Below are 11,235 nucleotides of genomic sequence, written 5' to 3'. Positions count from 1 at the left end.
CTCCTCGTCGCGGAGGGGAAGCCCCGCGAGGTCGCCGAGTGCATGGTCCACCTCCGCCACTCGTGGGGCGAGTGCGAGGTGGGGATGTTCACCGGGACGTACCCGACCGCGTGGGACAGCGTCCCCGCGCTAATGCCGGTGCGCGACGCCGTCCGCCGCGTGCGCGAGGCGGGCGGCCGCTGGAGCTTCGCCGACCCGGTCCACGGGCGGTCCTGGAGCGTCTGCGCGGAGCTGCCGGGACGCCCGGCGCGGTGCTCGAGCGACGTGCGCTCCGCCGCCGCCCTCGCCTTCGGGAGCCCCGCTCCGGCGGCGCGCACCCCGGCCGTGCTGGCGATCTCGCCCGCGCGCCGGAGGCTCTGCAGCGGTGCCGCGCTCGCCTCGCTCCGCCGGCGGGCCGCGGACGCCGGCGACGCGTCCGCGCGGGCGGATCTTGCCGCGCGGGCGCGGGCATGCGGCGTCCCCGCGGCGTAGCCGCGCTCCCTCCGCCGTGCACCCCGTGACGGAGCCGATCCGCAGGCGCCGGCTCCCGCCGGACCCCGCGACCGGCTGGGAAACCTGGGAGCTCCGGAGCGGCGGCGAGCGCGTCGGCGCGCTCGTGGAGCACCGCGCCTGGCGCGGCACCCGCTACGGCGCCCGGCGCTGGATCGCGGTCCACAACCCCGGGCTCGCGCCCTTCGGCGCGCTCTGGGCGTCGGAGCCGCAGACGACGATGCGGGGGGCGCTGGCGCTGCTCGCCGAGCACCTCCTCCGCCGTCGCGGGTAAAGCCCCGCCCCTGTCCCGGTCCCCGCCCGTGACCCGCCCCGGCGCCATCCCCACGCGCCGGCCGCCCTCCCTGTCCAGGCCTCCCCGCGTCCTGTCCAGGCGCCCGCCACCCGAACCCGGACGAGAAAAGACGGGGCGCCACGCAGGTCTCAACTCCACCGACACACTGGAGAGGCGCGCATGCCGAGCGTCCCGTTCACCGTCTTCGGCCCGCAGAAGGGCCTATTCGTGAGCTTCCTCGACCGCAGCGAGGCGCTCACCTACACGGCCGCGTACCGCGGCACGCTCGCGCTCCCCGACGGACCGGTCGACCCGGTCCGCGTCCTCGAGCGCATCTTCGCCGAGGGGAACGGGATGGGCGACGGCGAGGGCTTCACCGTCGGCCGCCGCTCCATGTCGGTCGGCGACGTCGTCACGCTCGAAGGCCTCGGCACCTGGATCTGCGACTCCATCGGCTGGCGCGAGATCACGGGCGCCGAGGCCGCGCGCTTCCCGCTCCACGGCGCCGAGGTCTGCCCGCCGTTCGTCGTGACCGAGGAAACGCTGCTCACCGACTACGTGCCGGCACACCCGTTGCCGAACGGCCTGGCCGTCTACGTTCACCGCGACCAGCTCGGCGGCGACACGCCCGCGGAAGTCGTCGTGGCGGGGTGGTGCCGCGTGACCGGCGAGTTCTACGCGCTCACGAACGTGCCGCTGCTCGGGCTGTCCAACTGGTACGACCTGGGGATGGCGATCCAGGACGCGCTGCCGACCCTCTCCCCGGCCGATCGCGAGTTCATCAAGAGCGGCATCCACCCGCGCGTCTTGAATCCCGAGACGTAGCCGAAGTCGCCCCACGGTCCATGAAAGCCCGTGACTACGCGCCGCGAAAAAGGCTGCATGGCTGAACGCCGGGCCATCGCCCACCTGTTCCTCCGTCATCGGGCGGCACGCCGCCACCTGAACCGCGGCATCGCCCGACTCGGCGAGGAGCATCCCGCGGTGGCGATGCTGCGAGGTGCTGAGAACGAGGCGTGGAACGCCCTCCAATCCGTGCGTGCAGTGCTCTGGAATCCGGCGGCGCGCTGATGCACGCCCGGAGGAATCGTCGCGAGAACACCGTGGCGCCTGACCGGAGCCGGACCCCGGGAAGAAAAACCGGCTGCGGACCGCAGGACGCTTCCCACCGCCTTCCCGGAGCCAAGCGCGTGACGACCACCACCACCACCCACCATCCGGCCAGCGAGGTGCGGGGCCTCATCGACGCCGAGCTCGCCGCCCTGCGGGCGTGCACGGCCGGCGAGTTCACCCGGGAGGCGGAGCGCCGCCGCGGCGAAATGGAGGCGCGGGTGAGCGCCCTCTTCGCGGAGCTCCTGCCGGAGGGTGTCGACCCGCGCTTCGTCTCGCCTGCCTCGCTCCAGGGCAGGGAGGACGACGAGGTGCACGATCTCCTCGCCGCCGCGCGCTGGGCGGCAGATACCGCCGACCGCTCCACGTACGGCGGCGTCTGCGACGGCGACGCCGCGCTCGACAGCGTCGCGGTCCTGGAGGCGGAGCTGCGCGCGCGGGACCTCCCGGTCCCCGCCTGGTCCTGAGGGGACGCCGATGCAGCCCGCCATCGTGCGCCGCGAGCCGCTCTGGCCCGGCGCGGACGTCAGCGTGGACGTCCTCTCCGCCCCGGTCACCACGCTCGCGCCCGACGAGGTGTTCGTCTTCGGCTCGAACGCCTCCGGTTTCCACGGGGCCGGCTCCGCCGGGCTCGCCTGCCGGGGCGTGGCCGCGAACACCTGGCGCGGCGACCCGTGGTTCCTCCGGGCGCGCGCGTCCGCGCCCGGGAGCCCCGACCGCATCGGCCGCTGGGCCGTCTACGGGGTGGCGCGCGGCTACCAGGAGGGCCGCTCCGGCCGCTCGTACGCCGTCGTGACCATCCAGCGCGCGGGCCAGCTGCGGAGCACGCCGCTCCCCGAGATCGCGGCGCAGCTCGACGGGCTGGCGGACTTCGCGCGCGCCCACCCTCACCTCACCTTCCTCGTCACCCCGCTCGGCGAGGGCTACTCCGGCTACACCCGCGCCGAGATGCAGGCGCTCTGGCGCGACCTGCACGAGCGCGCCGGCCTCCCCGCGAACCTCCGCTTCATCCGCCTGGCCGAGGCCGGGGACCGCGCGCTCACCTGAGCCGCGCCCCTCCTCGCGCCCGGACCGAGCCGTCCACCGCGCTTCGCTGGAACCCCTCCGAAGAAAACCGCGGGTGCGAACACGAACGGCACCCCGGGTGGGAGGGAGCGATGTGCACCACGCACACGTCGGCGGACGGCCAGTACCGCGTCCTGGTGGTGAGGCGCGGCTACTCCGGCGCGAGCACGTACATCGGCCGCCTGTTCCAGGGCGAGCGCGGCAGCGTGCTCGCCAACCCGCGCTCGCTGCGCGACGGGTGGGAGCGAGGGGAGACGCTGGTGCACTACGAGCGCGAGCTGCGCGCGGCGCTCGACCGCGGCGTGACGGTGGCGACGTGGAACGGCCGCGTGCTCGGCGAAGGCGAGCGCGAGGCGATGCGGGCTGAGATGAACCGGCTCTTCGCGGCGCTCCGCGAGCGCGGCGTGCTGGCGCTCCGCTGCTTCTGCGCGCCGCTCGCCTGCCACGGCGACGTGATCGCGCGGCTCCTGCTCGAAAAGCTGGAGGCCTGGCTGGCAGGCACGCACCGGCCGGCGGCGGCGCCGGACCCTGTGCTCGGCGGGCTGCTGGAGGCCGCGGGCGGCGTCGGCTGATCGCCGCCGCGGCCCCGGCTCGCCGCCCCGGAACCCCCGGTAGAAAACGGCGGGCGAACCACGACGACGCCACCCGGTCCCGAGGACAGCGCATGAGCCCCGCCACCACCACCGTCCGCGTCGCGGTCGCCACCACCACGGCCCCGCCCCGCGCCACCCCGGCCCCGTTCGACCTCCGCCCGCCCCGGCCGCTGCTCACGCGCGCCCAGGTCGAGCGCCGCCTCGCGCTGGAGGACGCGCTGCGCGGATGACACGCCTCGCCCGCACCATCCCTTCACCCGAACCCGAGAGTCAGGCACGCATGGCCGCCGCCCATACCGCGCCCGCGCCCCGGATCGACCCCGCCGAGCCGGGGTCCGCCGTCCAGATGCACCACGCCGTCCCCGGCCGGAAGCACCCGGCCGAGGTCGTGCTCGCGGCGCTCCTCGCCGCCCGGCCCGTCACGCTCCCGGACGGCGGCACCTACCGGCTCGGCGAGGACCTCACCCTCGGGATCGGCTCGGCCGAGCAGGAGGGGTTCATCCTCGCGCGCGACCTGCCGCTCGGCGAGTTCCTCCGGCTCTGCGAGCGGATGTCCTTCAACGACCTCTTCATGGTCGGCTGCGACACCGCCCTCGCCCAGCTCGGCGCGGAGCGCCGGCGCCGGCGCTCCGGCCCGGCGGCCTGAGCACGGCTACCTCTCTGCCGTCCCGTCCGGGCGCCCGCCCACCCGCGGCGGACGCCCGCCTTCGTTCCTCCCACCGCGCTCACCATGAAACGACGCCGGATCTCGGCGCGCGACCTGGGGCACATGGCCGGCGTGCTCCAGGAGGTCGTGAGCAGGGTGCAGGCACAGGGGTGGACCTACATCTACACCCCGTTCGAGGGGCACCCGGTCGCCTACGGCTACACCGTCGGCTTCACCGAGACCTTCGGCTTCCCCGAGGCCGTGGTGCTCGGGCTCGCCCAGGAGACGATCGGCTTCCTCTTCGCCCGGCTCGCGGAGAAGCTGCGCATGTGCGAGCGGCCGCCCCTCGACCAGCCGCTGGACCTGGGCCTCACCGTCCCGCTCGTCCTCCGCGCCATCCCGGCGGAGGTGGCCCGGACGCACCTGAAGATCGCCAACGTCTTCTACGAGCACCGCACGGACGGCTACGAGGCCGTCCAGGTGGTCTGGCCCGACGCCGCCGGCCGCTTCCCGTGGGAGGCCGGCTACGAGCGCGCCGGGAACTACCAGCCGCAGCTCTTCCAGGGCCCGCCGCCCGACTGACCTGGACCCCCACCGCGAGCCACGATGCCCCAGCCGCCGCACCGCCGCTGGAACTCCGCCGACCTGCCCGACGCCCCGCCCGCGCGCGAGATCGCGGTCTCCGGGCACGCCGTCGCGCTCCGCGTCCTCGTCCTCGCCGAGCCCACCGGCGTCCCGGGCGAGCGCCTGGTCGCCGTCACCCTGGGGGGCCGCATGATCGCCCGCGCGCCACTCCCTGAGGCGATGATCGGGCCGCTCGCCGCCATCCTCGCCGAGCCGGTGCACCTCCTCCTCGCCATGCGGCCCGCGCCGCTCGGGGTGGAGAGCACGCTGCACGTCGTCGTGGAGACCCGCCGCGCCGCACGGGCGCTCGGGCTGCCGCCGGCCGCGTGCTGGAGCTCCCCGCCGTTCGCCGCGATCCCGGTCGGCGACTTCGTGCGCGCGGACGACGAGCGGCGGCACCCGCACGACCTCCGGGCGGAGGCCGCCGACCAGCTCCGCTTCATCCTCACCACGGGCCCCGAGACCGTTGGCGAGCGTGCGCTCCGCCGCGCGCGGCCGCGCTGACCGGCTCCGGCCACCCCGCGAGAAAAGGCGGGGCGGAAGCAGGAACCGACCGCCCCGCACCCGGAGCCCACCGTGATCTTCCTCGCCGTCCTCGTCCTCGCCCTGGCGCTCCCGCTCGTCCTGCGCATCCTCCGCGCGCTCTTCCTCCTCCACCTCTGGGCCGTGGTCCTCTTCCTCCCCGCCGGGCTGCTGCTGCGCTTCGGCGGGCACCCTGCTGGCCGGCTGGAGCATCCGCCGCCGGTGGGCAGCCCGCGCCGCCGCGCGGCAGGCGCCCGCGCCGGCGGTGCGCTTCGCCCGGCCCCACCGCGAGCGCCTGGCGTGACGCGCTCCGGCAGGCGCGCCTGCCGGTCCACGGCCCCCGGAACCCCTGGAGAAAAAGCGAGGGACGGTCCCCAGCGACTCGTCACTCACGACCCGGAGGTCCCGATGCGGTGTGCCGCCCTCGACCTGGACGCCCGCCTGCCCGCGGCGGCGCCCGACTCCTCGCGCGCCTACGGCTACGGCCTCGGCGCCCACCTGGCCGCCACGCGAGCCGAGGCGGCGAAGCACGGCCCGACGACGGCCGCGCCGCGCCCCTGCGGCCGCACCGACTACCTGCACGGCTTCACGGTGCGGCGCGAGCTCCGGCGGCGGGGGCTCCTCGCCACGCCGGGGCAGCGCGCGCGCCGCCGCGCGGCCGCGCTCGCGGCGTAGCGCCGGGCGCACCCACGGAGATCCACGACCGCCCACCCGCACACCGAGGCGCCATGGCGCAGACCGACGAGAGCAAGGAAGAGAAGGGCCCGGCCGCCGGCGCCGGGGAGGAGGCGCTGCCGCCGCTCGTTCCCGCCGCGGTGCGCGGCTGGGCCCGGAGCGGGCGCCGCGTGCTCGCGTTCCTCCTCCCGCCGGCGCTGATGCTCGGCCTGGGCGCGGGGATGCTCGGCTGGATCTCCGCCACCGCGGCCGCCGTCCTCCTCCCCGGGAAGGAGATCCACCCGATGGGCGTCGCCTTCGGCTTCGGGAGGTGGACGCTGGTGGCCGGACTCGGCCTCTGCGTGATCACCCAGGGGCTGCACCAGGCGCGGCTGCGCTGGCGCGCCCCGATCCGCTTCCGCTGAAAACCCAACCCCAGAGAGAAAACGGCGGTGCGACACAACGGTTCGCATGTCGCCCCATCACCCAAGGAGCACCCATGAGCACCCAGGCCCCGTCCCAGCCCCGCACCCGCCCCACCCAGCGCCAGCTCCACGACCTGCGCTCGATCGGCCACCCGAACCCGGAGACGGTGAGCTTCGCCGAGGCCGAGCGCCTGATCGAGGCGCACAAGGCCGCGCACCCGGAGTGGGTGGGGACCGCCACGCCCGCGATGCTGGAGCTGCTGGCCGACGTCGGCAAGCCGATGCCGGAGGACACGCCGTTCGAGGTCGCGAAGGCGGCCATCGACGCGCACAAGGAGGTCGACCCCGCCTACTTCGAGCGGCGCCGGGCGGAGGCGCGCGAGCGCCGCCGGGCGGCCGCGCCGCAGCAGAACGAGCGGATCCCCGGCGGGAAGCTGGGCGAGTACCTCCTCGCCGCGCGCGCCCGCTACGCCAACGACTCCGAGCGCGAGCCCGCGTCGAAGGACCAGATCAAGTACGCCATGGACCTCGCCTTCGAGCGGCCCACCGGCGACCAGCTCCGCATCGACACCTTCAGCGAGCTGAAGAAGGGCGCCTCGTCGGCGAAGGTGCACGTGCTGATCAAGAAGCTGCGCGGCGAGTTCGTCGAGCGGCGCGCGGCCTGACGCGGCGGTCGGGGAGGGGGTTCCCGGGGAGCCGGGCATCCCTCTCCCCGGCCCACCGGCAGGCGGGCCGCCCCGGGACCGGGGTAGCCGGGCACCCGCACGGACGGCCGCCCGGCGCCACCGCCAGCCGGCGCGCAGGGAATCCCGGCGCCGGGCGGACCCGCCACCCCGCCACCGGGGAGCCCCGCCACCCGGCCACCCGGCCACCCGGGTACCCGGCGGTTCGGCCGCCCGGCTACCCACCGGGCCGGCTACCCGGTCGCCCCGCCGCCCGGCAGCCGGGACGCCGGGGCGGCCCGAAACCCGGGGAGAAAAGGACGGGCGCTCACGCGCTCACCCCCACCTTCTCCCCGAACAGATCCATGCCTCCGAAGAGCGTTGCCCGGCGCCTCTACTTCGTCCAGGACGCCGGCCGCACGGTGTGCGTCGGCATCGACGGCTACGCCGGGCCCTACTTCGCCTCCGAGACGCTGCGCGTCCCCGAGGACCTCGACCCGGTGGGGATGACCATCGGCGAGATCGAGGACGCGGAAGCCGCGGCCGTCCGGGAGCGCTCGCGGGCGTTCGTCGCGAGCCGCCGGGCCGCCGCGTGACGCCACGCACGCCCCTTCCCCCCTCTCATCCGCACGCAGGAGACACCGAATGGACCGCATGTCGTTCGAGCGTGACCCGCGCACCGGGCCGTACCCGGAGCCCGAGACGCCGGAGCCCACCGAGGACGAGCTGGCCGAGTGGGTGATGGACTCGGTCGTGGAGGCGACCGACGGGTGCGAGGTCGAGCCCGACGGGATGTGCGAGCACGGCCACCCGTCCTGGCTCCTCCGCCTGGGCCTCATCTGAACCGCGTTCCCGGTGCCGGCCGGCGCAGTCCGCTCCGGCCGGCACCGGAGCGTCAGCCGCGACGGCGGCCAGCAGTCCGTGGAGGGCCCTCCCGCAGCGTGGACGGCGCGGCGCGGCAACCCGGGGTACCAGCGGAAGCCCGCCGTGCGGTGCGCCCCACCGGCGTCACGGCGGCCAGCAGTCCCCAGCGGGCCCTCCAAACACGACCGCTGCAGCTCATCCGTGCCAGACGCTCCCCCTCAGCGCCGCCGACGCAGATCCAGGCTCCGGAGCCGCGGCAGGGGCCGCCGTAAGCACACCTTCAAGTTCCGGGTGTCGGACGAGGAGCGCGCCGTGATCCGCGAGCGGGCCCGGGGCTATTCCAGTCCGGCCGAGTACGCCCGGCGCACTCTCACCGCGGGGTGGTCGCTCCCGGTCCACCGGCTCCGGCGGGTGACGGACGCGTTCCTCCCGATTCAGGAGGTGATCGGGGTCGCGATGGAGGCGGGGCAGCGGGAGAAGGCGGAGGCGGCGACGGAGGCGCTACGGGAGATCCTCGCCGCGCTCGGCGACCGATGATCGGCCACGAGGCGTACGGCGCCAGCTTCGCCGAGCTCGCGGACTACCTGGAGCGCGGCGACGACGGGCTGCAGGAGGGGCGGATCGCCTGGTACGAGCCGCGGAACGTGTGGGCGCCGACGGTGCGCGACGCGGGCTCGGTGATGTCGGTGATGGCTTCCGGCTCTCCCACGCCGTCCCCGGTCTACCACCTGTCGGTGAGCTTCGACCCGGCGGACCCCGCCGACCGCGCGCTGATGCTCCGCGTAGCGGACCGGCTGCTCGCGGATCTCGGGCTCGACGAGCACCAGGCGGTGATCGTCGCACACGGCGACCGCGACCACCCCCACTTCCACCTGATGGTCAACCGCGTCCACCCCCGGACCGGACGGGTGTGGAAGGTGGACTTCTCGAAGCGCGAGATCGAGCGCTCCCTCCGCCACCAGGAGCGCGAGCTTGGGCTGCGCGAAAGCCCCGGCCACCTGTTCCGCTTCCCCGACCAGGAGCCCCCGGACCGCAGCGCCTCGGTGGGCGCCGGCGTCCTGCGCCGCGAGGAGAGGACGGGCGAGCCGCCGTACGTGGAGACCGCGCGCGCCGAGCTCGGCGGCGATTTCGCGGCCGCGCGCAGCTACGCGGAGCTGGAGGCGCGGCTCGCCGCCAAGGGGCACTGGATCGAGGCCCGCCCGCGCGGCCTCGTCGTCACCAACGGCCGCGGCTACGCCGCGGTCTCCTCCGTCTCCCCAACCGCCTCGCTCGGCAAACTGGAGCGCCGCTTTGGACAGACCTTCGCAGACTACCTCGCCGGCCGGGAGCCCGGCTCCCCCGGCGCCCGGGCACCCGGGTCCCCCGGAAGCCCCGGAGCTGGAACTGGACCTGACGGTGGCGGGCCCGCCGCCGGGGAGCACCAGCCGCCCGGGACCGGTCCCGGGCCAGGTGGCCCCGGGCGCGGAGACGGCGCCGCCGGCCCCACAGGAGCCGATGCCGGCGCTAACGCCGGAGCTGGTGGCGCTGGTGGAGACCCTGGTGCAGCCGCTGGTGGAGACGGCCAAGGCCCAGATCGTGGAGGCCGCCCGGACCGCCACGGCCGAGGCGGTCGCGGAGATCTCGGCGCACATGGAGCAGTGGTGGGGGGGAGCGCAGGAGTTCCTGGACGAGACGCGGCAGGAGGTGGGGTCGCTGGTCAGGAAGATGGAGGAGGTGCGGGACAACTCGGCGGAGGTGAGCGCGAGGACGGAGCGGCAGTACCAGGAGGCGCAGCGGGCGTCGGTGGAGAAGTTCGAGCTGGTGAATCAGCGGGCGAAGGAGGGAACGGACCGCGTGCTGGCGGCCGGGGAGGACAAGTTCAGGAAGCTCTCGTCGACGGTGGAGGGGCTGATCGGGGAGCTGCGGGCGGCCGGGAAGAAGCTCGGCTGGAAGCCGTGGAGCCTCGCGGCCGGCGTGAGCCTGGGCACCATCCTCCTGCTGACCCTGCTGCGACCGGGGTGGACGATGACCGCCGAGCAGCGCCGGGCGCTCCGGGTCGGCGAGGCGGTGATCTACACGTACGGGACGGCCACGCCGGCGGAGCGGGCGGAGATGCGGCGGGTGAACCGCTGGCGGGAGCCGGCCGAGCCCGACTCGACGGAGGCCCCGCCGCTCCCACCGCAGCGGTAGCCGCGGGCGGGCCCCGCTACACCCTCTACGAGGACGGCGGGGTGTTCGGGGTCTTCGACAGCGTGGGTCCGCAGGTCTTCTTCGCGGAGTCGCGCGAGCGCGCCGAGGCCGAGGTCGCCCGCGCGAACGAGATCGTCGCCCGCTTCCCCAACACCATCTCGATGCGCCACCTCCGGGAGATGGACGCGGCCTGGCGCGCGGCGCGGGGGCTCCCGCCGCTCCCGGAGCCGGAGGGGCGCCGGATCGTCGTGCCCGCCCCAGTGTCCGGCCCGACGCGTGTCGCCGAGGTGCCAGGCGGCGGGGGCGAGGTCGGGGCGGACGCAGGTGGCCCCGGCGCGCCCCCGACTGACGCGCACAGCCCGGGCACGCCCGCGCCGGAAGCTCCGGAGGCGCCCGAGCCCTCGTCCAGCGTGTCGGCCGTGCTCGACACGGCGGCCCAGGTCGCGGCGCGCGAGACGATGCGGCTCCGGGTGGAGAGCGCCGAGGCGGACCTGGAGCGCACCTCTCAGCTCGCGGACGAGCTCTCCCGCGCGGCCGCGGCCGCCGACCCGCCCCTGGTCAGGTTCCGGGCGGCGCTCCGGAAGCTCTACGGCGAGCACGCCCACGCCGCCGAGGATGGCTTCCGCCGTCTCGTCCTGGAGCAGGGCGCCGAGCGGGCCGTCACCACGATTCGTGAGGACCCGCGGGCGCTGCTTCCTGATCCCCGTCCGCGAGAGCTGGCGGGCGGAACGGCGGCCCGCACGCTCGCGGCCGAGCAGGGAGTGCTCTGTGCGCCGCTGCTGGAGCGGCTGGACCGATGCCTGATCGCCGCGTGCGACCACGCCGGCGTGGCCCGGCCGCGGGACTACGCCGACGCGGCCGAGCACCGGCGCATGGTCCTCGACCACCTCCGCGAGCTGGCGCCGACCCAGCGTGCCGTGCTCGAGGAAGCCCGCGCAGACTACCGGCGCGCCGCGGGCCTGCTCGCGGACCCGGACCGGCTCCGGCGGGAGTGGGCCGGGCTGACGGAGCCCCAGCGCGACGCGGTGCGCGCCGCCGTGCCGAACCTGGACCGGCTCCTCGCGTCCCCGCCCGCGGCCGTCCTGCGCCGGGCCGGCCCGGGGCCGTCCCTCTGATCTCCACTGATCCCATCCCCTCA

At 75.7% G+C, this 11,235-nt stretch carries 20 protein-coding genes; 19 read left to right on the top strand and 1 reads right to left on the bottom strand.

Annotated elements, in window-relative coordinates:
• The 17 genes from VF746_14740 to VF746_14660 all read left to right on the top strand — a co-directional run.
• On the top strand, positions 1-471 hold a 471-nt coding region (locus VF746_14740), incomplete at its 5' end, for a hypothetical protein (protein HEX8693677.1).
• Between the two features lie 25 nt (positions 472-496).
• Positions 497-763: a hypothetical protein gene (locus VF746_14735; GenBank protein ID HEX8693676.1), complete on the top strand. Its 267-nt coding sequence runs from the start codon at positions 497-499 to the stop codon at positions 761-763.
• Between the two features lie 180 nt (positions 764-943).
• Positions 944-1,588, top strand: a complete 645-nt coding sequence (locus VF746_14730; protein HEX8693675.1) for a hypothetical protein — start codon at positions 944-946, stop codon at positions 1,586-1,588.
• 57 nt (positions 1,589-1,645) lie between these two features.
• Complete coding sequence (locus VF746_14725) at positions 1,646-1,834, top strand: hypothetical protein (GenBank protein ID HEX8693674.1); 189 nt, start codon at positions 1,646-1,648, stop codon at positions 1,832-1,834.
• A 119-nt stretch (positions 1,835-1,953) separates the two neighbouring features.
• Positions 1,954-2,340 carry a hypothetical protein gene (locus VF746_14720; GenBank protein ID HEX8693673.1) on the top strand — a complete coding sequence of 129 codons (387 nt, stop codon included), beginning with the start codon at positions 1,954-1,956 and terminating at the stop codon, positions 2,338-2,340.
• Positions 2,341-2,350: 10 nt separating this feature from the next.
• The gene (locus VF746_14715; protein ID HEX8693672.1) at positions 2,351-2,920 is read left to right on the top strand and encodes a hypothetical protein; all 570 of its coding nucleotides are present in this window, start codon (positions 2,351-2,353) and stop codon (positions 2,918-2,920) included.
• A 110-nt stretch (positions 2,921-3,030) separates the two neighbouring features.
• The gene (locus VF746_14710) at positions 3,031-3,510 is read left to right on the top strand and encodes a DUF4326 domain-containing protein (protein HEX8693671.1); all 480 of its coding nucleotides are present in this window, start codon (positions 3,031-3,033) and stop codon (positions 3,508-3,510) included.
• A 92-nt stretch (positions 3,511-3,602) separates the two neighbouring features.
• Positions 3,603-3,761 carry a hypothetical protein gene (locus tag VF746_14705; GenBank protein HEX8693670.1) on the top strand — a complete coding sequence of 53 codons (159 nt, stop codon included), beginning with the start codon at positions 3,603-3,605 and terminating at the stop codon, positions 3,759-3,761.
• Between the two features lie 50 nt (positions 3,762-3,811).
• On the top strand, positions 3,812-4,177 hold the full coding sequence (locus VF746_14700) for a hypothetical protein (GenBank protein ID HEX8693669.1): 366 nt from the start codon (positions 3,812-3,814) through the stop codon (positions 4,175-4,177).
• A gap of 84 nt (positions 4,178-4,261) precedes the next feature.
• On the top strand, positions 4,262-4,759 hold the full coding sequence (locus tag VF746_14695; GenBank protein ID HEX8693668.1) for a DUF4262 domain-containing protein: 498 nt from the start codon (positions 4,262-4,264) through the stop codon (positions 4,757-4,759).
• 24 nt (positions 4,760-4,783) lie between these two features.
• Positions 4,784-5,305 (top strand): hypothetical protein, encoded by a 522-nt coding sequence (locus VF746_14690; protein HEX8693667.1) that lies wholly within the window; start codon positions 4,784-4,786, stop codon positions 5,303-5,305.
• 72 nt (positions 5,306-5,377) lie between these two features.
• The gene (locus VF746_14685; protein HEX8693666.1) at positions 5,378-5,998 is read left to right on the top strand and encodes a hypothetical protein; all 621 of its coding nucleotides are present in this window, start codon (positions 5,378-5,380) and stop codon (positions 5,996-5,998) included.
• Between the two features lie 53 nt (positions 5,999-6,051).
• A complete protein-coding gene (locus VF746_14680; GenBank protein HEX8693665.1) occupies positions 6,052-6,402 on the top strand; it encodes a hypothetical protein in 351 nt (116 codons plus the stop codon).
• Between the two features lie 74 nt (positions 6,403-6,476).
• Positions 6,477-7,067, top strand: coding sequence for a hypothetical protein (locus tag VF746_14675; GenBank protein ID HEX8693664.1), 591 nt, complete (start codon positions 6,477-6,479; stop codon positions 7,065-7,067).
• Positions 7,068-7,429: 362 nt separating this feature from the next.
• Positions 7,430-7,660, top strand: a complete 231-nt coding sequence (locus VF746_14670; protein HEX8693663.1) for a hypothetical protein — start codon at positions 7,430-7,432, stop codon at positions 7,658-7,660.
• Positions 7,661-7,709: 49 nt separating this feature from the next.
• On the top strand, positions 7,710-7,907 hold the full coding sequence (locus VF746_14665) for a hypothetical protein (GenBank protein ID HEX8693662.1): 198 nt from the start codon (positions 7,710-7,712) through the stop codon (positions 7,905-7,907).
• A 333-nt stretch (positions 7,908-8,240) separates the two neighbouring features.
• Positions 8,241-8,465, top strand: a complete 225-nt coding sequence (locus VF746_14660) for a hypothetical protein (GenBank protein ID HEX8693661.1) — start codon at positions 8,241-8,243, stop codon at positions 8,463-8,465.
• A 43-nt stretch (positions 8,466-8,508) separates the two neighbouring features.
• On the opposite strand, the gene VF746_14655 is transcribed toward VF746_14660, so the two are convergent.
• Positions 8,509-8,637: a hypothetical protein gene (locus tag VF746_14655; GenBank protein ID HEX8693660.1), complete on the bottom strand. Its 129-nt coding sequence runs from the start codon at positions 8,635-8,637 to the stop codon at positions 8,509-8,511.
• Positions 8,638-9,422: 785 nt separating this feature from the next.
• On the opposite strand from VF746_14655, the gene VF746_14650 reads away from it, so the two are divergent.
• Together VF746_14650 and VF746_14645 are read left to right on the top strand one after the other, a co-directional pair.
• Positions 9,423-10,097 (top strand): hypothetical protein, encoded by a 675-nt coding sequence (locus VF746_14650; GenBank protein HEX8693659.1) that lies wholly within the window; start codon positions 9,423-9,425, stop codon positions 10,095-10,097.
• Between the two features lie 41 nt (positions 10,098-10,138).
• Positions 10,139-11,212: a hypothetical protein gene (locus tag VF746_14645; protein HEX8693658.1), complete on the top strand. Its 1,074-nt coding sequence runs from the start codon at positions 10,139-10,141 to the stop codon at positions 11,210-11,212.
• Positions 11,213-11,235 lie beyond the last annotated feature (23 nt).

The organism is Longimicrobium sp., from assembly GCA_036389795.1.
GTDB lineage: Bacteria > Gemmatimonadota > Gemmatimonadetes > Longimicrobiales > Longimicrobiaceae > Longimicrobium.
The sequence above is the reverse complement of the archived record's forward strand: the minus strand, read 5'-3'. Positions and strand labels throughout refer to the sequence as shown.